Origin of the sequence: Vibrio sp. 1727, from assembly GCF_033344415.1 — a bacterium.
Taxonomy (GTDB): domain Bacteria; phylum Pseudomonadota; class Gammaproteobacteria; order Enterobacterales; family Vibrionaceae; genus Vibrio; species Vibrio alginolyticus.
Genome location: NZ_JAWPOT010000004.1, coordinates 176314 through 200354, shown reverse-complemented (window position 1 = coordinate 200354; position 24041 = coordinate 176314). Strand labels below are relative to the sequence as shown.

Genomic DNA, 24041 nt, shown 5'->3' with positions numbered 1-24041 from the left:
GGCTACGATGCTTGATGGGTGTAGCCGATCAGATCGTATCTTTTTGATTTAGTTCCATCGATTTAAGCAACAAAGCCGCTTGAGCCTGTAATTAAGTTTGCCATATCTACCGGGAACACAGCAAAGATAGCTCCGTAGAGCAAAAAGAATAGCGCAGTTAAGTAAACTAGTAATTTCGACATACCTACTCCCTTAGGTTCGAAAAGATGCCTAACGCCCTGTTAAGGTGTGAGCAACGCAATGCCGAAGCTGCCGCACACCACCTTAAACACTAAAACCAACGCATAGTGAAAACGCCACGCGTTGCGAATCACTCTTAAACAGTTTGTTATGTTTTATTAGCCTCATATGTAGAGATTAAGAAAAGTGACATTGTCCCAGCTAAGTTTACAGCAAGCTCTGCATGCCTTGCTCGTGGCTTTACTGGACGCTTACCTTGACCATGAGCGTCACCCAGCTTATTCCGTAGGGTTCCTAAACCATTTACTATCCCTGAGCAGCCACCAAGAATCTGTTTAAATATGGATTCATTGTGCTGTTCTGGTGCCATATTTAACTCCTTTGCCGTCAACTTATACAGCTCGGAGAGTTCAATGGATGTGCTATTATACTCAACGCCTTTTTCATCAAGAATATGCTTACACACACTTTCTAAAATGGTTCTTGCAATTGTAATTGCTCCCTCTGGATCTCTAACTTTTCGCTCTAAAGCTTTAGTCCATGCATGATGGATGCTTTCAGAATCAAAGTTCTGTAGAACTTCAGAAATTGATTGTTGAGCTGGATGAGATTGACCTTTTTCTAGGAACTCTAGGAGTGGATTAAACTCTTGCCATAGGAACTGACGACGCTCAGCATAACTTCCATACTCAAATTTTATAAACTGCCAAAATTGCTCTAGATTACGATTGGTTTTCACAAATCGAGGAATCATCTGAGCTACGGTAGGGTTACCCAGTAACTCTGCTCTAATAGTTTGGTAATCACTGTTATCTCCAGTTCCGCTAGTTGCTTCCGCAACTAACAAATTCTGTAGATATTCGACCCTATCGAATAGGGATTCCAAATGATCTAACTCACTCATTTACTTCTCGAAATTTCCTATAAAACATAACGCCCTGTTAAGGGGTGAGCAACGCAATACCGAAGCCGCCGCAAACCACCTTAATCACTAAAACCAACGCATAGTGAAAATGCCACGCGTTGCGAATCCCTCTTGAACAGTTTGTTATGTGCGTACTATTTGTGTTCACTTTTACAGAAATTCACATGTTCGGAACATGGCAACCATTTTGTTTTGTTAACTTCTAGATGAATAGTTGAGTTTTGGTCTTGTGACCATTTTTCACCATTATTGCAGTGAATCGTTAATTGATGATGTAACGACACAATATTTACGTGATTTGTTTTATAGGGATTTTCCCATTTATTACCTACTTGAAACTTATTGTTTTCAATGAAACAAAGTTGTGCACCTGCTTCTACAGACCGTGCATATTTTACATTTGGATCGCTAGAGCAACCAACTAAGAACAGCATTGCAACAAACGAATATTTTATCTTCATACCTAGATAACCTACTTTTAGCCCAAAGCACATAACGCCGCATTAAGGTGTGAGCGACGCATGCGCACAACCTAACGCATTGAACCTTAACCACTAAAGCCCCAGTTTAAACTGAAAATGACGAGCGTTGCGAATCACTCTTAAATGCTTTGTTAGGTGCTAGACTCCGCCCCTTCTTGTCGGCTCTAGTTGGTGAAGATAGCGTGTGAATGTGTCTTTGGGACGCTCTAGATTGTTTTCGGCCAGTACTCTAGCCGCCATACCACGATGATTACTGCCATGAGTTAACAAATGGAGCAGAATCTCTTCGACCGACATCTGCCCTGTATCACCATCAACAAACTTAAAGGAAACAACTCTTTTAAGATCTTCCTTTGATGCAGTTTCAGCATACTGAACTAACCACGAGTCATTTTGATTCATTGTCTCTCGTAGCTCAGATAGTGTTGGAGTTTTAACGGTGTTGTCACCATCATATTTCTCAGGCTCACCTAATATTCGACTGATGAAGAGGCTATCAACAACTGTTGTGTGGTTTAAGATCCTAACGAAAAAGGTAGCATCACTTTCTGGAAGGATTGAGAACTGCTGTTCTCCCATATCAAGTAAATTATTATTTGCCCACTTTTTATATTGAAACGCTTTAGAAAAGACCATGTTTTATCCATTGTTACTTATTTGCAAAACGCGAAACTCAATCTGCACCTAACGCCTTGTTAAGGTGTGAGGCACGCAATACCGAAGGTTCCGCATAACACCTTAACCACTAAAGCCAACGCATAGTAAAAATGCCACGCGTGCCGAATCACTCTTGAACAATTTGTTATACGAATTTTTTCAGTGCCAACACTTGCTGTTCAAATAACTCACAATCTGACTTTGAGTATGACTTAGCGACATTAACCCATTGAACGCCCGTTTCATCTATGTGGCGAAACTCGACTTGAAGGGCATATTTAGAACAACGAAAAAGAGCAAAAACCAAACCTACAACCGTCAGACTAAGAACTAAAACTAGTAGCCATTGTGGCACCTCTTCCAACCTTGGAATAACTAACCAAACTGCCCCTGAAAAAACACACACCCAGAATAAAACTTGACCTAAATTATCAAGAAAACTTAACTTTTTAACCCTAACATTGTTTATCTTAGACAAAGGATATGAGTCTTTCTTAAACCTGAACTCTTTTGAATCCAAGCTAAAATCAGTATTTTTGTACATAATTTCCCTCTATTCGTATAACGCCGCGTTAAGTGGTGAGCAACGCCAACCACCCTACCTAAACCATTGTGCCGTAAACACTAAAGTTGAATTAAACCAAAAGTGCCGAGCGTTGCGAATCCGTCTTAAACGCTTTGTTAGGCGAATTTTCAAAGGCTTAGGCGCATATCTGCACAATTGAAAAGACCATTGCCTAAAGTCGGAAACCGTGCATGATTTTTGAGCGTACCATGATTTGAGAAACCCGACTTTTCTAAAACTCTTATGCTTGCGATATGCTCAATAAAGGGATTGGTTCTTACTTCATTTACACCCAAACTTTTCAAGTATTGCAGACCAGAGCGGCATAACTCTGTTGCGATGCCTCGATTACTAAATTGATCTGATATACCAAAGTGAATTTCAGCATATTGCTCATTGAATACGAAAACAACTAAACCGAACACAAAATCATCTGGACTCGCTGCAACACCGTACACACAAACTTTGGGGGCATTTTCTGAATAGAACTTTCGCCATTGCTTAATTTTCGAGAGCGTGGTTTCAACTGTATCGTGAGGCAATGTTGATATGTACTTGGCTGAACTGCTTGAACCTGAATACATATTGAACAAAGAACTTGCATCAGTTTCTCGAAGCTCTCTGACTCTAAAATTTCCATTTTCGTAGTTCATTGCACCTCCATTCGCCTAACGCCCTGTTAAGGTGTGAGCAACGCAATACCGAAGCTCCTGTATACCACCTTAAACACTAAACGCAACGCATAGTAAAAATGCCACGCGTTGCGAATCACTCTTAAACAGTTTGTTATGCCGATCCTACCAACTACCACATAACTGACTCTCGCAAGGAGTACCATCATTGTCGCCATCTATTTTGACATTTGGACAATTTGATAAATAAAACTTTGCTTCGTCACAAGACGCCATTTCGCTACAGTAGGTCTTACCTTAGCAACTAAACCCCATATTTTCATATGCAGGGTTTAGCTTGGGCTCTATATAAAACAGATATAAGGCTGCGCCTATTAGACCGACGATAACTGCTGATAATACAACTGAAAAAGAATTGCTTTTCTGTGGTTTGACACCGACTAACTGAGCACTTTCCGCACTTAACTTAGGCTGAACACTTGCCAGTTGAAACTCTACTTGGTCCCCTATTCGAGGGCGTCGGTATCCTTTTTTGAACTTGGATACATGAACAAAAATGTCACCATCCAGTTCATTGGAATTTATGAACCCAAAACCGCGCTCATCAACCCAGCGAACAATTTCCCCTTTCATGTCCTCTCCCGTTTTTCATATAGCGGCATAACGCCTTGCTAAGGTGTGAGTAACGCAATACAAAAGCTACCGCACAGCGCCTTAATCACCATAAGCCACCGCAAAGTAAAAATGCCACGCGTTACGAATCACTCTTAAGCAATTTGTTAGTACATGCGCTACTTCTATTTATGCGCTCCAAGATATTGAAAACTAGCATGATATGAAAGGCTTTGAACACTGAAGTGAGACGGGCAGCTACAAAACTTAATTCCAATTGAAAGACGAAAGTTGGCTAGAAGAAAAACGCACTGAACTCCCCTACTTTTAATGGCTTCAAATTAGAAAAGGATTCGATCCTCGCACTTTGATGGCAACACCCAACGAACGACAAGATTAACTCAGGAAGTACAACGAAAACGAAGAAGCGCCAAAGAAATAGGCTAAGAGTTAGAGACCGTAAACGGTGAAATCAAAGCAAACACTCCGCATATAGTGCCACCGGAAAGAACGTGAAAGGTAAAAACTGAAAGGTGTAAAGACGAGCGCCAAAACAGATAAACACCAAAACTTATGACCTTTGACGTCAAACCCGTACTAACGCCTAATTAAGGTGTGAAGCACGCTAACACGACACTCAATTTGAACGCCGTAATCACTAGACGAGACCCGAACCAAAAATGCCAAGCGTGCTGAATCACTCTTAAATTATTTGTTAGCAATCATTGGCTCGATAATTTTTTGAGACAATGTCTTTAGCAATGGAGAATGCAACACTCTTCATAAGCAATGCCGTTTCGTGATAATAATCATCGTTAATTATCAAGTTACCATCCTCTCTCTGCAGGTGTGGATACTCCACTATTAGGCTATCGACATCTTTTCCTGCGTTATGCATTAAAGCGTTTCTAACATCCTTAATCTCAGTAATTCTATTAAATGAAGCATTCTTTCGGTCACCTTTTAAGACATACCAAGCATTATATGGATCATTTTTAAATTTAAATTCCGACTTAAGAAAATTAATTAGTCCAGTTATTGACTCTCCGTCTTTTTGATGCTTTTCGATTTCCGTTTCCACCAGAGAAAACTTCAATTTTTCAATATCATCGAACCCAGCGGACATTTCAAAGATATCTTTGTAAGATAGAGACTGAGCTGCGCCTTTTTGACCTTTTGTTAATTTTTTAGGATGCGCTCGATAAAGAGCGTGAATCGATTCCCGAATAAAAACTTCAAAGGCGGTCCAGTTTAGCAAAAAGCTGCTTTGAAATAGCATCGTTTCGGCTTTACTTGTAACTTTTTCTTTTTCACCTATCGCATGTGCCAGCCTGACAAGCTGCTTTTGTGTATCTTCAAAACCCGTTAGCTCATCAGTATCAATTGAAAGACTAGATTTGGCTGTGATACTTACCTTTGGTTTGAACTTCGATTTACCGGGTACAGGAAGCTCATCTAGTTCTTTTCTTTGATATTCTTCTGGCCAAATCAAAATACATTCACCACTTTTGGGGTGCTCAGCTTTGTGACCTAGCATACCTAAATTGGCTTTTTCCACTACTTCAGACTCTGACATTTTAAGTTTATTCGCATACTCAGAGCACGAAATCCATCCACAAATAAATTCAACATCCGTAACATTGATGTCAGCCATTGAAAAAGACAACTCTTTCTTATTAGGTTCAGGCAGATCAATGCTTTTTAATTCGGACTTGTCATGCTTGTTTAAAAGTTGTTTTGTAATTCCATATGACAGTGAGCTGATTGATAAGAAGTTATCAATATAATCATATAGCTCTAAGTAGTTTTTATATGGCTCAAACTCCAATGCCTTTTCCATAGTATCCCTTTTTGATGCTGATAATCTTGGTTGCTAACGCCCTGTTAAGGTGTGAGCAACGCAATACCGATGTTGCCGCAGACCACCTTAAACACTAAACGCAACGCATAGTAAAAATGCCACGCGTTGCGAATCACTCTTAAACAGATTGTTATAAGTTAATCCGCAATAGCTATAGCAATTGAAATGTCATCGCTACTATAGTCACCAAAATCTACTAGCCATGCATTCTTTGGGTTACCTGGAGTAAGCGGATTTTCGCCAGGATTAAACTCCAAACCTATTGCTGCGTGATTCCACAAAAGGTCTTTTAAATAGCTAATATACGATTCAATTGTATTTTTTGAGCTTGCGTACTTTTGCTTATACCTTGAAATATGTGAGTCATAATCTTCAGAAAATGGTTTCGGTATATGCATAAAGTCACCACATTTTTTGTAAATCTTAATCAACTCACCATGGGTAGCTTTAATGTCTTTGCGCTGAATTTGATGTAAGCCATCACTAAATTGGCTCTGACCTAAAGGAATTGGCATAAAGTGAGGACTAATAGAGTTAAGTTTCTGTAGGATAACTCTCGCATTCCAGTCCTTTGTAAAATCACCATTGATGTCACTTTCTTCACCTTCAATTCGTCTAAATTCTTTATATCTATTTTTGTCGCATAAAACAGAGCTAAAGCAAACTTGTTCGACAATTTTTCTTAATTGAAGAAAGCAGAACTCAGTATCCAGCGGAGGTAAAGAGCTTTTTTCTGAATGTTTAGAAAGGCATTCATCCACAGCTCTAATCCTCACTTTGACTTCAAGCATCATAGACTGATAAATCTGATATGGTTGAACTTTCATGACTATCTCACTTTAACTTATAACGCCGCATTAAGGTGTGAGCGGCGCTTGGCTATACTTGAGCGAAGCGAAACTGCCAAGCGTTGCGAATCACTCTTAAATGCTTTGTTATGTAAATTTGAAGACCACGCCGTACTCTAAGAAACGATAAAGAGCCCAAGAACAGAAACAGCCAAACACAATTGGAAAAATTATGTCACTGATATATAGCCATAAATTGTATGCCGCAACAAACTTAGATTTATAGTCACGATCCAGTTTGTTCCGTTTACATTCAATGTCAGCAGCTTCTCCTGAAAGCGTACCTAGGTCTTCATTTACGTGATATTGACCTTGCCTTTCATATTCATCATGGATATCTTTTTCAGAAAACCCCATTACATCTCCACGCAGATCTTTACCCTTATAGCTAATCCAACGAGGAAGCGCTTTTTTCACGACTTCAAAAATGGAAAGTACGGAGAACTTGAGAAGGAAATAGCCAAGAATTATGAGCAAGAACCAGCCAGCTGTTTCTTTGCTTCCGGAAAGGTCTAAGCCGATAATTGCAATTTTTTCTGGCAATGCCGCTGTAATCGAAATGAATAGTGCGATTCCAGAAAGAGTCAATGTTTGAGTTTTTAACTTCTGGACTTCTTCGCTAATCTTGAACAACCTATATCTCCGAACTTAACCAATTTACATAACGCCCAGTTAAGGGGTGAAGCAAGCAATGACCAAGCCGCTGCATGCCACTTCAACACCGAAACCAACGCATACCAAAAATGCCACGCGTGCTGAATCCCTCTTAAACTGTTTGTTAGTTTACCTTTTGCACAAATCGCACGATTTAATTAGATTGACCATTCCACGCGACAAACTATAATCTTACTGTAATTCCAAATTTGGAGATTGATCATGCACACATTAACAGCAAATGACGCAAAACGTAATTTTGGTGAGCTTCTTCTGAGCGCGCAACGTGAGCCAGTAAAAATTAGCAAAAACAGCAAAGATGCCGTAGTTGTGATGTCTATTAAAGATTATGAAGAGCTAGAAGCGATGAAAGCTGATTACCTTAAACATTGCTTTGAATCCGCGAAAAAAGACCTAGCGCAAGGCAATGTGGTTGACGGTGAAGACTTCTTGCGCGCCTTGTAGTCCACTATGCAAAAGAATAGATATAAACTAAGTAAATTAGCTCAGACTCATTTATTAAAAATCAAAAACTATACCGTTAATAACTTTTCAGAAATGCAATGGCTCAACTACAAAGATACTTTACTGACTGGATTTCAGATGCTTGCTGACAATCCAGAAGTTGGTCGAAGTTGCGATGACATTTACCCAAACGGGTTTCACTTTCCTGTTGGTAAGCACACAGCTTACTTTACAAAAGAAGACGGCTTCATTTTGGTTATAGCTGTACTCGGTCAGTCACAATTACCGCAAAACCATTTATAATTAATTCTTCACCCTACACTTTAAATTAGGGTGAAGATTTTGATTGGTAAACTAACGCTTTCTATACGGCGATTTGCCGTTTTTCTGGCAGGCTACCGCCTTCTTTCTTATCAAAAGCGCTATCAATCGTAGCACTTATATGCATGAAACAAATAGAAAAACAGTATGAATATGTGTGGTGGCGCGCGCAATTAGGCGGCGCACAGCACGCTAATTTCAAAAGTGGTGATACATTAACGGAGCTGTATAAATAAACAGGTTAATTTATCATGAAAAGTCAGTTTTTACTTAGTGTAAAAGAGCACATGCTTACTCGTCATTATGCGAATAAAACTATCGAAAGTTATCTATTTTGGATAAAACGTTTTATCACTTTTCACCAGCTCGCCCACCCATCAACACTAGCAGAAGATGATGTCATTCAATTTCTGAGTTACTTAGCGGTAGAAGAAAAAGTTGCGGTAAAAACGCAAGCTTTGGCGCTGAACTCAATATCATTTTTATATCGTGATTATTTTAAAACCCCACTATCACTTGATATGAGATTTCAGAAATCCTTGACCGAAAAGAAACTTCCCGTTGTGTTAACCAGGGAGGAGATCCGAAGATTCGTTCAGCATATCGACCCGAGATATAGACTCCATATTCAGCTACTTTACGGCTCCGGGCTTCGAGTTATGGAATGTTTACGCTTAAGAGTTCAAGACATCGATTATGATTATGGTGCAGTTCGCGTTTGGCAAGGAAAAGGCGGTAAAAATCGTACAGTCACATTAGCCAAAGAACTACATGAACCACTCAAAGCTCAAGTTAATTTAGCAAGAAACTACTACTTTAAAGATAGGCACATGCCTGGTTATGCGGGCGTATATATCTCTGAAGGTTTACGACGTAAATACCCAAAAGCGGAGCTAGATTTTAACTGGCACTTTTTGTTTCCATCAACAAAGTTAAGCGCAGATCGAGACACTGGTGAACTCAGAAGGCATCATATCAATGAAAGCGCAATACAAAGAGCGGTAAAGCGCGCGGCAAGCGACGCAAGCATTGAGAAAACTGTAACTTGCCACACACTAAGACACAGTTTTGCCACGCATTTATTGGAATCTGGCGCAGACATTAGAACTGTTCAGGAACAATTAGGGCATACTGATGTAAAAACCACGCAAATCTATACTCACGTTATCGAGCGCGGGGCTGGTGGTGTGTTGAGTCCATTATCCAGCCTTTAGAAAAACAAAGCCACCTCGAAAGGTGGCTTTGTTTTATAACTCTTTATTGACGAACACCGAGTTTCACATTGCCTTTTGAATCAAACCAAAGTGCTTGCGAACGGCGACGTCCTATTAGTATCGGACCATCGTCATAAAAGAGAAAGTTCTTCCAGTGCTTTTTAAAAATAGACCATTTCGTTTCGATGACATTGTACTTCTCGTAGCAAAAGTAAACGGTTACATCGTCTTGCCAATCGATATGTGCCTCAGCTTCCGCTGGCATGTCAGGATCATCCGACTCCCACGCAGCCATCCAATCCACAGTTTCAGACCAATTCGCCTCATTCATTGGCCAGTCTTGGGAACTAAGTCTATCCATATCAGGGCTTTGAGCACTGATATTTTCTTTCCAAAATTGTGCTGAGCGGGCTTGGCTCATCGGCTTAATAAAAGCCAAATCTTCTTCTGGCACAGGCATCGACTGATGCGTAAAAATCCATTTTCTTTGGTATTCGTCCAAAGGCAAATAAGACATTCAGTCTCCTTTATTACGATTTCAGCCAACCTTTCTCTGTGGCTTCTTCAATCAACTCTTTCGCTTTGTCCCATAAGGTAACAGAGCCAAATTCAATTCGTTTATTAATGGTAAGTGCTTGTTCGCGTGAGACACCATGTTCCTTCCAACTCTGACCATTATTATGGTAGTTCAAGAGCATTGGAATTAACCGATCGAGTGCTTTTGCATACTTAGCATCATCGGTCTGCGCGGCTTCAAATTCATGCCAAAGCGCCATAGCTCTTGCTCCTGATCGCTGGGTAACATACCAAACAAGCGCTCTGCGGCTCTGATTTCTTTTTCTGCTTGCTCTTGAGACGCAGCAGTATCATAAACAAAGGTATCGCCCGCGTCGATCTCTACTACGTCATGTATCAATAACATTTTCATCACTCGGCAAATATCAACAGGTGCATTCGCATGCTCTTCCATCAATATTGCCATCAGTGCGACATGCCAACTATGCTCACCACTATTTTCGAGGCGCCCTTCAGCACTTTTAACTCGAGTTCGGCGCAAAATGCTTTTGAGTTTATCGAGCTCGATTACAAGTGCTAACTGCTTTTCCAATCGTTCCATACTATCGTCCTTCTGGCTGCCAATTCGGATTAATAAGCGACGTTAGGACGTGGTCTTGCCACTCACCATTAATCAAAAGGTAATCTTTTGCATACCCTTCTCGGTTGAACCCTACATGCTCTAGCACAGATTCACTACGTTTATTGTGAGGCATGTAGCCAGCTTGAATACGATGCAGTTTCTGGACATTAAACATGTAGTCGCAAGCCATGGTTAATCCACGACGCATATAACCATGCCCTTGCGCTTTTTCAGCGAGAGAATATCCGACGTTACAAGAATAAAAAGGGAAACGACTCAAACTACTAAAGGATATCGTACCTAGCATTTCACCCGAAGAGGCTCTGACTAAAAGGCAATAATACCCCAATCCCATTCGATGCAGCTCATTGAGCTTGATAAGCTTTTGCAACCAACCGTTCACTGAGAAAAAAGCCTCTTCACGTTTCGGTTCAAACGGTTTCAGGTATTCTCGGTTCGCTTGAAAATATTCGGCAATCATATCTGCGTCACCGATTTCAGCGGTACGAAGAAGCAAGTCACCGTCCAACTTATGAACGGCGATAGATGAGCTGTTATCTTCCATTACAAATGATTAATTCCGTCTTTTCGTTCAATTCGATTAATTCTTACGGATACCGTAATCACGCAGTTTATTAGCGATTGAGGTATGCGATACATTTAAGCGCTTAGCAAGCTTACGGCTTGATGGGAATGACTGATACAAACGTTCCAGAACTTGAGATTCATAATCACGCATGATCTCATCCAAAGAACCGTCGATGTTAAGCGTTGCACTACCAGCGCCGACTGACTGAGGCTGAGGTAAATTGAAGTGATCCGCGTTTAGTATACCACCATCCATTTCCGTGAGCGCTCGAAGAACCATGTTATCCAGCTGGCGCATGTTTCCTGGCCACTGATAATTTGCAAGGGCATCAACTAGACCATCATCAAACTCTGGCTTATCAATCCCAAGCTGTTGAGCATGTTTCGCCACAAACAACTCAAGCAATGGTACAACGTCGTTTGAGCGCTTACGTAACGGAGGAATGCTGAGCGTAAGTACGTTGAGACGATAATACAAATCTTCACGGAACATTCCTGCTTCAGAAAGCTCGGCAAGGTTATGTTTTGTTGAAGCGATGATACGAACATCGACATGCATCTCATCTTCTGCACCGACACGACGGAAATTACCATCCTGTAGAAAACGTAACAGCTTGATTTGAAGGTGCGAACTCATTTCACCGATTTCATCAAGAAATACCGTCCCGCCATTTGCTTGCTCAAAGATGCCTTTGTGGCCTTGTTCATGATTAAATGAACCCGGCGCATGACCAAAAAGTTCGGTTTCTGCTACATCGTCAGGCATCGAAGCACAACTCAAAACTAGGAATGGTTTGCTCGCACGGCTAGAACGGCTGTGGCAAGCTTTAGCAAGCATTTCTTTACCGGTCCCCGTTTCGCCCTCAATCAACAATGGTTGGTCAAGCACAGACAGCTTCTTAGCTTGGTTCATTAGTGCTTTATGACGGTTCGATATACCAACAAAGTGCTCAAAACCCAGAGGATTATGCAGCGGTAGCGCTTCTTCAATTCTGGCAACTTGCTGACTAGAGCGAATCGTCATTAGAGTACTCGCTAGAGTCGAGTTTTGCGCTTCGTCTCGGATATAAACGGGCATCAACTCTAGAACATAGTCCAAGCCATCAATCACAAGGTTTTCCCGCGTTCGACCATTAACACCTTCAGACCAACGAGAGAAACGAACACTTGGTAACAAAGCACCGATTTGAGTACCAATCACTTCTTGCTTGTGAAGGCCAAGCAATGAAAGTGCAGACATGTTTGCCATGTCTACGGCACCTTTAAGATCAATGGCAAAAACCGGATCGGGCAAGTTATCAACTAACGAGAGCAGCTCCGTATTGTGGCGCTCCATCGGCATAAACTGGATTTTACGTACGTCTTTCACCCCCGGAATACGGCGGATTTCAGCCATCAGCTCACTAAACGTATCAAAATCAATATCCGGGCAATTCAAATAGATAATACCGCTAATATCGATTTCGATACCACGCAAGTCGATGCTTTTAGACGCTAAAATATCGAGCAGTTCTCGGGTCAAGCCGAGTCGATCTTCACATAAGACTTCAAGACGCACTTAAAATATCCCAATTCACAACTGTCAGGAAAAGTTGACAGTAGTTTCTATCATGCTTGGAATGGCGTCAAGCAATCCTATCCATCAAAGTTGATATTCGTTACGGTTTCATCGTAATTGATGCAACTTTCGCCGCCACTGCCTTGCGTATGGTGCCCAACTTAACCTGACGGTCAGGATACCAGGGTAGTGGACGCAATAAGGTCATCGCTTTCAAGCCCAAACGTGCCGTTAGAATACCAACACCTAGTCCCTGCCCCGCACGAGCAGAAACTTTGCCAGCAAGATCCATCGACATCAAATCCATACTGGCATCAATAGCGAGCTCACTGGCACCAGCCGCCGCCATATTTACAAATACCGCTCTTAGTAACTTGATGCGAGAGGCATAACCTAGCTCTACCCCATATACCTTGGAGAGGTTGTCGATCATTTTGAAATTTCGCCACGCCACCAGCAACATATCAGCGGCAGCCAGAGGGCTCACGGCGACTAGGGCCGCACACTCGGTTGCGTGCTGTGATACGATTTTCGTTGCCAACTTGTCTTGTTGGCTCACCACCATCGAGTCATACATATCAAGAATTTCAGCGTCACTATGAGCAGGGTTAATACTGTTCTGCCAACGATCAAAGCCCGGATTCTCTGCCATCACACCACTTTGTTCTGCTACGGTTTCGCAAAAGGCTTTCCCTTTCCCAACGCTCTCACTATTAACAAGTGCTTCTGCTTCTTCTTGAACACTAAAATGATTTCGTAGTTTTCGCAGTTTCCAAAGCTCTTTACCCATAGCTCCTAAACCAAGCGAAGCGATCGCAGCAATAAACCCCGTCCAGCTTAAGGCCAGCCAATCAGAAGCCTGAATTGCGGTTATAACCGAGTCCACCGCTTGCCAGCCAACCAGACCAGCAAAAGTTGCAAATGCGCCAGTCGCGAGCCATTTTCTGCCCGATTTTAGACGAATGACATGCTCGAGTTGCAATTCCTGTTCGGTCTCCTGGTGCGCTTCTTTAACTTCAACAGGTACAAATGTTTCTTTTTCGCCGAATGTTTGCTGCGCCGTCAATTCCGGTTGATTCGATTGCTGCTCTTTTTCCATTACCTTTTCAGAGAAAACTTGTTTTTGCTTCAACTCACTCATTTCAATTTATCTCCAATCAGGTAATCCAATGCTTTGTCTAAGCGTATGTGCTTCACTGGCTCATCATTCGGTGAGGGCATCGGACGAAACGACGTAAAATCAAACCCGTTGTTTTGCCAATACGCTGCATTTGGTAGCTTTTTCGGCACCTCTCCGGGAAACATAGTCATCGGCTCACCACCCAATGTTGTTCCTTGTAACGCCGGGATGGTCTTATCTCCAGAGGAAATAAACCCCGTCGTGGTTGCTTGGATGGAAGCGATACTCATGCAGCTCATCTCAATATTCTCGTAGGCTGCCGTTTGCCATGCTGGATGCACCATTTGTTGGAGCAGAGACACCAAATTTGGGTGCTGATCGGGCGTGATATGATCCGCTTTTGTAGCAGCAAACAACACTTTGTCGATTTTGGGTGAGAACAAACGACGCAAAAAGCTACTACGACCATAGCGGAAGCTATGCATGATCTGTTCTAGCGCTTGGCGCATGTCGTAAAACGCTTCATCACCGGCATTGAGAGGCTGCAAACAATCCACCAGTACAATCTGGCGATCGAAGGTCGCAAAATGATGCTTATAAAACGCTTTCACGACTTTCTGTTGGTATTCCTGAAAACGGGCTTCTAACATCGCTAAGTTACTGCCCTTGGACGCTTTGCTTTCCGAATCAACACGACACGGAAAAAACTGTAGCACCGGCGCGCCTGCTAGCTCACCAGGTAATACAAAGCGGCCAGGCTGAACCCAATGAAGGCCAGCGTCTTTACAGGCATGAAGGTACTCGGTGTATGTGTGTGCAACTTTCTCAAGTAGTTTCTCATTCACTTCTGCATAGAGGTCCACTTTCTCTAGTTCAGAAAGCCAAGCTTTGGCTAAATCGCCACGCTGGCCTTTAAGTGCATCAAACTGAGTTTGCGACCACGTTGCAAAGTCCATGTCCAATAAAGGCAGGTCGAGCAACCACTCTCCTGGATAGTCGATAATATCAACATTTAAAATTGCGGTTTTACTCAACAGCTTTTTCGTGGTTTTATTTGGTTTGTACTTGAGCGCTAAGCGAATCTCACTCACATCACGTGTCGGTACTGGCCACTGAGGTGGAGTAGCATGAATTTGGCTCATCGCCTCATCGTAAGCAAAGCGTGGCACCATCATATTCGATTGAGGCTCACGTTTCGCTCCAATAAGGCGCTTATCTCTAGCCGCAGTCAAAAGAGGCAAATTGTCATGGGTTGCAGTATGAAGAAGCTGATTCACTAATGACGTGATGAATGCCGTCTTACCGGCACGAGAAAGTCCGGTGACAGCAATTCGAACATTAGAGTCCATACCTCTGTTGATAAAGTCATTAACTTCTTTCTTTATTCTCTTCATTACGCTTCTTTATCTTACTCCACTTTAAAACAACGTTGTCAGCGACTTCGAATTTCGAGCTATGAATACTGTTCTATCCCGAATCCTATGAGTTTCACTTTATATACCTTAATAAAAGATGAACAAAACATCCGGCTTAATGCTGTGTTAAAAAAGAAAAGCCCCTGAGTGGTTCAGAGGCTTACTTAATCTACAGCATTAGTAACTCTATATGCGCTGATTACTATGTTAAACAGGAACCCGCTTTCTTTAAGCCTAGTCGTCTTCGATTAACTTATAGATAACAAATAGAGCGATTTCTAAAATCAGCCACAACACACATGTGATGGTCACGTACTTTTCATCAAAGATGCTGATACCGTGAAGAATCAAGTCATAGCCAACAAAGCCACCTATCACTACAGCAAGAATAATTTGTAGAATCTGAATAAAACGAGGCATGCCGTCTCCTAATTATTGTTCGCATAACGTTTGATTGCTATGCCTAAAGGTTTATATCCTTAATTATATAGACAAAAAGTGCAGGTTTCGCTGCACTTTTGTCAATTGTTTGCTAGGTAAATCAGCACCTTGTCACATTCTCTCTGCTGAGACGCAGCAAGATTGCCCTTTGCCTTACGCTTCCATCTCTTGAATTTTCACTTTCCAAGTGTCTGGACCGATTTGGTGCGCGTTAACACCATTTGAGTCGACAGCCACTGTTACTGGCATATCTTCAACTTCAAATTCGTAAATCGCTTCCATACCTAAATCTTCAAATGCGACAACGCGAGCTTTCTTGATCGCTTTCGCCACCAAGTACGCAGCGCCACCGACAGCCATTAGGTAAACCGCTTTGTGATTCTTGATAGATTCAACCGTTGCAGGGCCACGCTCAGCTTTACCGATCATGCCCATGATGCCGGTCTTTTCTAGCATCATGTCGGTGAATTTATCCATACGCGTAGATGTTGTTGGGCCAGCAGGACCAACGACTTCATCACCAACTGCATCGACAGGGCCTACGTAGTAAATGAACTTACCGTTGAGATCTACGCCTTCAGGTAGACCTTCACCGTTATCTAGCATGCCTTGAATACGTTTATGCGCAGCATCACGACCAGTCAGAATTTTACCTGATAGAAGAACCGTTTCGCCTGTCTTCCACTCTTGTACTTCTTCTTTAGTAATTGTGTCTAAGTTTACGCGACGCGTATTTTCGCCCGCTTCCCAAGTGATATCTGGCCAATCTTCTAGTTTAGGTGGTGTTAGCTCTGCTGGGCCGCTACCATCAAGCGTGAAGTGTACGTGACGAGTCGCCGCACAGTTCGGGATCAAACAAACAGGCTTAGAAGCCGCGTGCGTTGGCGCAGTTTTGATTTTAACGTCGACAACAGTCGTCAAACCACCAAGACCTTGCGCACCGATACCAAGTTTGTTCACGCGATTGAAGATATCCAAACGAAGCTCTTCTTCTGCGTTTTGTGGGCCACGGTCAATAAGCTCTTGAATATCGATGTGTTCCATTAGAGATTCTTTTGCCAATACCGCTGCTTTTTCAGCCGTACCGCCGATACCAATGCCAAGCATGCCAGGAGGACACCAGCCCGCCCCCATTGTTGGTAGCGTTTTTTCTACCCACTCAGCAATATCGTCAGATGGGTTTAGCATCACCATCTTAGTTTTGTTTTCGCTACCGCCGCCCTTCGCAGCGATCTGAATTTCAACTTTATCGCCCGGTACCATGTTGATATGTACGACGGCAGGCGTGTTGTCTTTGGTATTAATACGTTTACCAGCAGGGTCCATAAGTACTGACGCACGCAACGGGTTATCAGGGTTCGTGTACGCTTGTCGAACACCTTCATCTACCATCTGCTGAACCGTCATGTCGGTCGAATCCCATTGCACGCCCATACCGATGTTGACGAAACACGTCACAATACCAGTATCCTGACAAATTGGACGGTGACCTTCTGCGGACATTCGGGAGTTAATTAAGATCTGAGCAATCGCGTCTTTAGCGGCTTGGCTCTCTTCGCGGTGATAGGCTTTTTCAAGAGCTTGAACAAAGTCTAGCGGGTGGTAGTAAGAAATATACTGTAGCGCATCAGCGACACTGCTGATCACATCCTGCTTGCGTATTACCGTCATTACATGCCTCGTTATAGTTATGCTTCCATTATTGGCTTGGCTTCAATCGTGTTTGTTGAGCTTATTGCTCTTTTGAGCTTCGTTTTTATAAACAATTGTCGAACGGCTGATATCGACACACGAAATGCTGAAGTTGCCTACTTGTAAACCATCTCAAAACCCTATGAATAGAGGGAGTTTGGCTATACAGAGGAATATGATACTCTTGCTGCCCATGACATGCCATGCAGTGAACGATCTCTTTGTCACAAATTACACAAATGAACAACATGGACAATCAATTCATTGATTTTAAAGCGCTGGAATACGCACCAGAGTTTGCTCTTCACCTTTTTTCTCGCATTCAACACCTACCTTGGGCGATGTTGCTGCGTTCTGCATCAAAAACGCATATCGATAGCCGCTTCGATGTGTTGGTCGCCAACCCAATTGCAACGTTAGAAACCACTGCCGACAACACACAAGTTGAAACGCCATCGAATGCCTATTCAACTCAAGATGACCCATTCACGCTGCTTCATCAGTTGCAAGAACAGTGGCTTCCTCACGTTGAGTTAAATAAGGAGTTGGATTTGCCTTTTGTTGGTGGTGCGCTCGGTTACTTCAGTTACGATTTAGGTCGCCGCGTAGAAACGATGCCAGAAGTGGCAGAAAAAGATCTCAACACGCCGGATATGGCGGTAGGTCTGTATGAATGGGCCGTCGTTGTTGACCACAAGCTTAAAAAAGCATGCTTAGTTGGTCAGAATATCGAGCAAGCTTGGCAATGGTTAAACGAGCAAAAAGCAGAACAAACCGTTGACTTCGCTTTGTCTGGTGCTTGGCAGTCAAACATGACGAAAGAGAGCTACGCCACTCGCTTTGACAAGGTGCAAGAATACTTGTTGAGCGGTGACTGTTATCAGATCAATTTGGCGCAGCGCTTTAACGCACCGTATCAAGGCAGCGAGTGGCAAGCGTATCTGAAATTGGAGTCCGCCAACCAAGCGCCATTCTCAGCGTTTATCCGCATGCCTGAGTCTTCGATTTTGAGTATCTCTCCAGAGCGCTTTTTAGAGCTCAAAGATCGCGTCATTGAAACGAAACCAATCAAAGGTACTCGACCACGCAGCGAAGATCCAAAGAAAGATAACGCTAATGCCCATGACTTGCAGACAGCGGAAAAAGATCAGGCAGAAAACCTGATGATTGTCGATTTGCTGCGTAATGATATTGGTCGGGTTGCATCACCGGGTAGCGTTCACGTGCCAAAGTTGTTCGATATTGAAAGCTTCCCTGCCGTGCATCATTTGGTGAGCACCATTCGTGCAAATTTGGATGAACAATACGCTCCTGCGGATTTGCTGCGAGCGTGTTTTCCAGGTGGTTCAATCACGGGAGCACCTAAAGTTCGCGCAATGCAGATCATTGAAGAACTGGAGCCGCATCGACGCAGCGCGTATTGCGGCAGTATTGGCTATATTTCACGCCATGGTCGTATGGACACCAGCATTACTATCCGAACTCTTGTAGCGGAAAAAAACAAACTTTACGCTTGGGCTGGCGGCGGCGTCGTGGCAGATAGCGATTGCGCCTCTGAGTATCAAGAAACGTTGGATAAACTTTCAAAGATTTTGCCAGCGCTGCAATCGTAGATTTCAACCGTGGACAACGTCGCTTTAATGCTATTGACGAAAACAATCTAAAACGCCTCCAGAACGGTAATGCCGCTCATTTAACAGCGAGTGGCATATTTCTGTATCTCATCACCCTGCACAGCGACGAAGGAGCGTGATACAGGTTCTTCTATTCAAGCACTTTGTGGTCAAATTTGTTTCATTACCCGCTCATCGTGCTGCTACTAGATTCTTAGTCTCGCCAAGGCTCGCTAGAATGACCCAAAAAACATCGTTAAATGATCGGCATTATCCAGCGTGGTGCGTTTTTTGTGTGCTTTATTTGCATGTACTTTAGCTTTTAGCCGTTGGCCAACAAACATACTTTTTAAGAGGCAGCGTCTACTGCTCAAGCCACTTACACATAATCTGTTCAATATCAGTTGCGGTGTACGGCTTAGTGAGGATGTCGTCCATGCCTGAATCAATACACTTTTGACGCTCTTCGATGGTAGTGCCAGCGGTTAATGCAATAATAGGATGAGTAAAGCCACGCTCTCTCAGATACATCGTCGCCTCATAGCCATCCATTTCTGGCATTCGGCAGTCCATGAATATCAGTTCGTAGTCTTTACTTTTCACCGCTTCTAATGCTTCTTTGCCGTTGGCTTTTAAATCAGGTGTAATGTCGAGTTTTTTCAGCATTTGAGTAACAATGACTTGATTCATTCTGATGTCATCAACCACTAATATTGAGCGTCCTGCTAAATCGCTTCGCTCTATGGTGACCAACTCCCCCTCTGCTGTGCCTTGTGCTTGCCCTTCCTCAAGAGGAATAGCAACTTTAAAAGTTGTCCCTTTGCGCTCTTCACTTTCAAAGCTAATTTGACCTTGCATCAAATCCACAAGGTTTTTACAAATCGCGAGACCTAAACCTGAGCCTTCAAAGCTGCGTTTCGCCGAGCGATCAACTTGGACAAATGGATCAAAGAGTGACGGCTGTGCTTTTATTGGGATGCCAATACCAGTGTCTTCAACCTCAAAATAAGCCGTGCCGTTAAGCCATTCCACCCGTAACACGACACCACCCAAGTGAGTAAACTTAATCGCGTTTCCCACCAAGTTAACCAAAATTTGTGTAATGCGCTCTAAGTCACCGACTAAAAATTCTGGAATCCCCAGCTTTTTGTCGATAGAGAAATGGATGCGTTTTTCAGCAGCCTTAGCTGCAAATACACCCATGATGGCTTTTTCAAGTTCCTCCCAGGCAAAGACTTTATGTATGATTTCCATCATACCGGCATTCATCTTACTGAAATCAAGAAGATCATTAATGATAACTCTCAATAAGTCCCCTGATTGAGTCAGATTGCTCAAGTATTGACGCTGCTCTTCTTCTAATTGGGTTCGACTCAATAACTCCGCACTACCCAATACGCCATTGAGAGGAGTTCGCAGCTCATGGTTAATCATGGCGACAAACTCCTTCGTCGCTTTTTCTGATTCCTCAGCCCGCTTTCTCAGCTCGACCTCTCGCTCTAAACTTAAGTGTCGACCAATAACACCATGAACTAAGTCAGACACGAGCTCCATCTGTTTGGAAATAAAAGACTGATCGATTTGATCTTGCAACACAGAGAAAATCAACTCCCCAACCGTTTCCCCATCAATGATAACTGGCAAATGCAAATTCTCTCCCTGCCAATTAGGAGAGGTTAAAATCTCGTTGTTATGACGAAGCTGTAAGTGACCAAAGTGATGACGACGCAATGAGCTCAGCTTTGTAGCGTCAAGAAACAAGTAAGCCGCAGAAATGATCGAGTTAGAAGTGAGCTGCTCAATAAAGCTCGCTATCATTGCTTCATCGAACGTGCTCGATAAAAAAGTACGACCGAACTTAATCAACGTCGCATCAATTTGCTCTTCAAACTCAAACTTACGAAGATCCTTTTTAGATTTCAGCTCCAGCTTTTTCAATGCAACACTGAGTTGCTGGTTGGATTCATATAACTCTAAGCTTTTCTGTTCCAACAGCTGCTCAGCTGCTTTTCTTGATGCAACTTCTCGTTTGAGTTTCCTTTCTAATGAGGAACTTCCCGTCATATCGTTCTTATTGAGCCTCTAACCAAAAACGTACTTTGCTACCATCTTCTGACTGATTTTGATGTTTGATATGAACTACCTCACCAAAATGCGCAGCACAGCCTTTTATCAATCCTAAGCATACGTGAGACATACATCTTGCGCTGTGGTAGTCAAATACCAATTGGGATTGGTTTTCACTAATGAAATCAAATTGCGGAGGGTTAGCATCAGGATAGAGCTTCTTAACTTCGACATGAATAAAGTCTTCAACATGGCGAACAAATTGAAACGTCGTTTCACACTGTTGCAAACTGGCGTGACTAGGAATGGAGCGAAGTAAATTCAAAAAGACGCACTCTCCAAACACTTCTTGCAGTTGCTCGGGGGGAACACCAGATACTTTACTGAGATTCACGATCAACTTAACCAAGTCTTTGTGATCGTAACTACCAACAGCGGTGTAAACACCTTCATCGTTAGAAAGATCGAGAACTTGGTCTAACACATCAAGACCGAATTTCTCTTCTACTAACTCCATGAACTCGGTGAAAATAATCCCTTTCATTGGCCAATACTTGTCCTATAGTGACGTCCTAAAATAAAGAATGGTGTATAACCTTATAAGTTTCAAATTAATATGTTCAAGCAGAGTGAGACACACAACACAAAGAGGGAAAGTGCTGGCGAGTGCTTTAATGCGAATGTTTTATTTGGTAACCAGTAACGATAACGCCATACGCTTTGCCGTCTTTGAGTATAATAAATAATGGTTAGGCACGATAAATAAGGACTCAGTTTGGTTATCGACAAAACTCATTTACTACAGAACTTTCAATTTCGGCTTCCAACGGGCTACCACAAAGAGTCCCTTGCACGACTGAAATGGATGAAAGAAAAGTCCCTGAGAGATGCGGCAGTCTTAATCGGTTTTGTGGAACGCGATGACGGGTTACAAGTCATTCTGACTAAGCGCGCAGCCCACTTACGCCATCATCCGGGACAAATCAGCTTTCCCGGTGGCAAATATGAGCAGGAAGATATTCAGCTCGTGAATACCGCTTTAAGGGAAACCAAAGAAGAAGTTGGGATAGAAGATGAGCATATTCATGTGTTTGGTCAACTGCCTACACTACCAACGATTAGTCAATTTAATGTGACACCTTTTTTGGCTTTTGTTTCTCCGGAATATAAAACGCATATTGACCCAAATGAAGTAGAGTCAGTTTTTGAGGTTCCTGCCAACCATATTCTGAACCCCAAAAAATTGTATAGCACCAAATTTGACCTAAAAAGAAGCAGTCATCGTGTATTTGCTATCCCATATAGACAGCATTTCATCTGGGGCATGACGGCACAAATTATCGAATCAATGCAAAAACATATTATTTCACATTAAACAGTTGTTGATATCGGTGCTTTTATAGGCGCGATCATTATGCGCATCAATATTAATAAAACGTTGCTTCATAAACATTCATTCACATTAGATTAATTTTCCATTTTCACCGCAAACGCTTGCGGTGAAATAAATTTATACAAACAGCCCTATTGATAAGTTTTTCTAATTTTACTCATTAGCAGAAATCACGAGTAGCACATCATTTTCGTGATAAAAAGCAGGTTTTTGACATATCATTCAATAAGCGTAAGCAATAAATGATTTAGATCTAATTTTCCTAGTGTAAAATCTTGCAAAATTACTCCCGACTTATTTCCTGTTCCCAAAATGAGTAACTAAAAAATGAATACAACTACTTCTGCGGTTTCTACCGCACAATCGTCTAGTAAGTTTTCTTACAAAGACTTTACCTGGTGTCTGTCTCTTTTTGGTACGGCAGTAGGTGCAGGTGTACTGTTCCTTCCTATTAAAGCAGGTGCAGGTGGCTTCTGGCCATTAGTAATCCTAGCCCTAATCGCAGCACCAATGACTTGGTTCGCACACAAATCTTTAGCTCGTTTCGTTCTTTCTGCGAAAAACCCTGAAGCGGACATCACCGACACAGTAGAAGAGCACTTTGGTAAGACTGGCGCAAACCTTATTACGTTCGCTTACTTCTTCGCTATCTACCCAATCGTACTTATCTACGGTGTTGGTATCACAAACACAGTTGACTCTTTCCTAGTTAACCAAATGGGCATGGAATCTATTCCTCGCTGGCTACTTTCTGGTGCACTTATTGCTGCAATGACAGCAGGCGTAGTATTCGGTAAAGAGCTTATGCTGAAAGCAACTTCAGCAATGGTTTACCCTCTCGTGTTCATCCTACTAGCACTGTCTGTATACCTAATTCCTGGTTGGAACACTTCAATGATGGAAGTGTCACCTGACTGGGGTGCAATGCCAGCTATCGTTTGGCTAGCAATCCCTGTTATTGTGTTCTCTTTCAACCACAGCCCAATCATTTCTCAGTTCTCTAAAGAGCAACGTCGTGTATATGGTGATGACGCAGTTAAGAAAACTGACGCTATCACTGGTGGCGCAGCAATGATGCTGATGGGCTTTGTTATGTTCTTCGTTTTCTCTGTTGTACTTTCTCTGTCTCCAGAGCAACTAGCAACGGCGCAAGAGCAAAATATCTCTGTTCTCTCTTACCTAGCAAACGTGCATGAATCTCCACTGATCTCTTACATGGGTCCATTGGTTGCTTTCGCAGCGATCACCTCTAGCTACTTTGGCCACTTCTTAGGTGCGCACGAAGGTCTAGTTGGTCTAGTGAAATCTCGTTCAAAATCACCAGTAAGCAAGATCGAGAAGATGTCTCTAATCTTCATTGTAATCACAACTTGGATCGTTGCTATCGTTAACCCAAGCATCCTAGGTATGATTGAAACAATGGGTGCACCGATGATTGCGGCAATCCTATTCTTGATGCCAATCTTCGCAATGCAAAAAGTTCCTGCGATGGCTAAGTACAAAACTTCAGCACCTGTGCAAATTTTCACAGCAATCTGTGGTCTTGCTGCAATTAGTTCTGTAATCTACGGCGCTCTTTAATCATCTCTGCCCAGTGCAG

At 42.6% G+C, this 24041-nt stretch carries 23 protein-coding genes and 2 pseudogenes; 6 read left to right on the top strand and 19 right to left on the bottom strand.

Annotation, left to right across the window (positions count from 1 at the left end; translation table 11 throughout):
- Window positions 1-328: 328 nt before the first annotated feature.
- The 9 genes and pseudogenes from R8O10_RS07040 to R8O10_RS07000 form a co-directional block, all read right to left on the bottom strand.
- The gene (locus tag R8O10_RS07040) at window positions 329-1084 is read right to left on the bottom strand and encodes an abortive infection family protein (RefSeq protein ID WP_213908284.1); all 756 of its coding nucleotides are present in this window, start codon (window positions 1082-1084) and stop codon (window positions 329-331) included.
- Between the two features lie 155 nt (window positions 1085-1239).
- On the bottom strand, window positions 1240-1566 hold the full coding sequence (locus tag R8O10_RS07035; protein WP_139794022.1) for a hypothetical protein: 327 nt from the start codon (window positions 1564-1566) through the stop codon (window positions 1240-1242).
- 159 nt (window positions 1567-1725) lie between these two features.
- Window positions 1726-2223: a DinB family protein gene (locus R8O10_RS07030; RefSeq protein ID WP_213885676.1), complete on the bottom strand. Its 498-nt coding sequence runs from the start codon at window positions 2221-2223 to the stop codon at window positions 1726-1728.
- A 166-nt stretch (window positions 2224-2389) separates the two neighbouring features.
- Window positions 2390-2788 carry a DUF6232 family protein gene (locus R8O10_RS07025; RefSeq protein ID WP_048626546.1) on the bottom strand — a complete coding sequence of 133 codons (399 nt, stop codon included), beginning with the start codon at window positions 2786-2788 and terminating at the stop codon, window positions 2390-2392.
- Between the two features lie 149 nt (window positions 2789-2937).
- Window positions 2938-3462: a GNAT family N-acetyltransferase gene (locus tag R8O10_RS07020; RefSeq protein ID WP_158174016.1), complete on the bottom strand. Its 525-nt coding sequence runs from the start codon at window positions 3460-3462 to the stop codon at window positions 2938-2940.
- Window positions 3463-3606: 144 nt separating this feature from the next.
- Window positions 3607-4074 (bottom strand): annotated as a pseudogene (locus R8O10_RS07015) (cold shock domain-containing protein).
- Between the two features lie 694 nt (window positions 4075-4768).
- On the bottom strand, window positions 4769-5893 hold the full coding sequence (locus R8O10_RS07010; protein ID WP_318191246.1) for a hypothetical protein: 1125 nt from the start codon (window positions 5891-5893) through the stop codon (window positions 4769-4771).
- A gap of 158 nt (window positions 5894-6051) precedes the next feature.
- Window positions 6052-6741 (bottom strand): hypothetical protein, encoded by a 690-nt coding sequence (locus R8O10_RS07005; RefSeq protein ID WP_064368553.1) that lies wholly within the window; start codon window positions 6739-6741, stop codon window positions 6052-6054.
- 108 nt (window positions 6742-6849) lie between these two features.
- A complete protein-coding gene (locus R8O10_RS07000; RefSeq protein ID WP_258626426.1) occupies window positions 6850-7395 on the bottom strand; it encodes a hypothetical protein in 546 nt (181 codons plus the stop codon).
- A gap of 243 nt (window positions 7396-7638) precedes the next feature.
- Here R8O10_RS07000 and R8O10_RS06990 point away from each other — a divergent pair, with 243 nt between their 5' ends.
- The 3 genes from R8O10_RS06990 to R8O10_RS06980 all read left to right on the top strand — a co-directional run bounded on the left by R8O10_RS06990 (window position 7639) and on the right by R8O10_RS06980 (window position 9416).
- Window positions 7639-7881, top strand: a complete 243-nt coding sequence (locus R8O10_RS06990; protein WP_069485202.1) for a type II toxin-antitoxin system Phd/YefM family antitoxin — start codon at window positions 7639-7641, stop codon at window positions 7879-7881.
- A gap of 6 nt (window positions 7882-7887) precedes the next feature.
- A complete protein-coding gene (locus R8O10_RS06985) occupies window positions 7888-8184 on the top strand; it encodes a type II toxin-antitoxin system RelE/ParE family toxin (RefSeq protein WP_149191768.1) in 297 nt (98 codons plus the stop codon).
- Window positions 8185-8453: 269 nt separating this feature from the next.
- Window positions 8454-9416: an integron integrase gene (locus R8O10_RS06980; RefSeq protein WP_017636093.1), complete on the top strand. Its 963-nt coding sequence runs from the start codon at window positions 8454-8456 to the stop codon at window positions 9414-9416.
- A gap of 43 nt (window positions 9417-9459) precedes the next feature.
- On the opposite strand, the gene R8O10_RS06975 is transcribed toward R8O10_RS06980, so the two are convergent.
- The 8 genes and pseudogenes from R8O10_RS06975 to R8O10_RS06940 form a co-directional block, all read right to left on the bottom strand.
- The gene (locus R8O10_RS06975) at window positions 9460-9933 is read right to left on the bottom strand and encodes a DUF2947 domain-containing protein (RefSeq protein WP_017636094.1); all 474 of its coding nucleotides are present in this window, start codon (window positions 9931-9933) and stop codon (window positions 9460-9462) included.
- Window positions 9934-9946: 13 nt separating this feature from the next.
- A pseudogene (locus R8O10_RS06970) lies at window positions 9947-10533 on the bottom strand (HD domain-containing protein).
- A 1-nt stretch (window position 10534) separates the two neighbouring features.
- A complete protein-coding gene (rimJ, locus tag R8O10_RS06965) occupies window positions 10535-11119 on the bottom strand; it encodes a ribosomal protein S5-alanine N-acetyltransferase (RefSeq protein ID WP_005388271.1) in 585 nt (194 codons plus the stop codon).
- A 36-nt stretch (window positions 11120-11155) separates the two neighbouring features.
- Window positions 11156-12700, bottom strand: a complete 1545-nt coding sequence (gene tyrR, locus R8O10_RS06960; protein ID WP_258488613.1) for a transcriptional regulator TyrR — start codon at window positions 12698-12700, stop codon at window positions 11156-11158.
- 100 nt (window positions 12701-12800) lie between these two features.
- Window positions 12801-13841, bottom strand: coding sequence for a TIGR01620 family protein (locus tag R8O10_RS06955; RefSeq protein ID WP_318191245.1), 1041 nt, complete (start codon window positions 13839-13841; stop codon window positions 12801-12803).
- Window positions 13838-15214, bottom strand: coding sequence for a YcjX family protein (locus R8O10_RS06950; protein WP_053350683.1), 1377 nt, complete (start codon window positions 15212-15214; stop codon window positions 13838-13840). Before R8O10_RS06950 ends, R8O10_RS06955 begins: the two co-directional genes overlap by 4 nt.
- 255 nt (window positions 15215-15469) lie before the next feature.
- Window positions 15470-15655 (bottom strand): hypothetical protein, encoded by a 186-nt coding sequence (locus tag R8O10_RS06945; RefSeq protein ID WP_005376906.1) that lies wholly within the window; start codon window positions 15653-15655, stop codon window positions 15470-15472.
- Window positions 15656-15829: 174 nt separating this feature from the next.
- Window positions 15830-17347, bottom strand: a complete 1518-nt coding sequence (locus R8O10_RS06940) for a fumarate hydratase (protein WP_005376905.1) — start codon at window positions 17345-17347, stop codon at window positions 15830-15832.
- A gap of 269 nt (window positions 17348-17616) precedes the next feature.
- Here R8O10_RS06940 and pabB point away from each other — a divergent pair, with 269 nt between their 5' ends.
- Complete coding sequence (pabB, locus tag R8O10_RS06935; RefSeq protein WP_258481319.1) at window positions 17617-18981, top strand: aminodeoxychorismate synthase component 1; 1365 nt, start codon at window positions 17617-17619, stop codon at window positions 18979-18981.
- Between the two features lie 363 nt (window positions 18982-19344).
- Here the strand turns inward: pabB and R8O10_RS06930 are convergent, their stop codons facing one another.
- Both R8O10_RS06930 and R8O10_RS06925 read right to left on the bottom strand, forming a co-directional pair.
- Window positions 19345-21045 carry an ATP-binding protein gene (locus R8O10_RS06930; RefSeq protein ID WP_005388280.1) on the bottom strand — a complete coding sequence of 567 codons (1701 nt, stop codon included), beginning with the start codon at window positions 21043-21045 and terminating at the stop codon, window positions 19345-19347.
- A 7-nt stretch (window positions 21046-21052) separates the two neighbouring features.
- Window positions 21053-21592 (bottom strand): heme NO-binding domain-containing protein, encoded by a 540-nt coding sequence (locus R8O10_RS06925; RefSeq protein WP_005388282.1) that lies wholly within the window; start codon window positions 21590-21592, stop codon window positions 21053-21055.
- Between the two features lie 231 nt (window positions 21593-21823).
- On the opposite strand from R8O10_RS06925, the gene R8O10_RS06920 reads away from it, so the two are divergent.
- The gene (locus R8O10_RS06920) at window positions 21824-22423 is read left to right on the top strand and encodes a CoA pyrophosphatase (RefSeq protein ID WP_005376901.1); all 600 of its coding nucleotides are present in this window, start codon (window positions 21824-21826) and stop codon (window positions 22421-22423) included.
- A gap of 345 nt (window positions 22424-22768) precedes the next feature.
- Window positions 22769-24022, top strand: a complete 1254-nt coding sequence (locus tag R8O10_RS06915; RefSeq protein ID WP_005388284.1) for an aromatic amino acid transport family protein — start codon at window positions 22769-22771, stop codon at window positions 24020-24022.
- The last annotated feature ends 19 nt before the right edge of the window (window positions 24023-24041 follow it).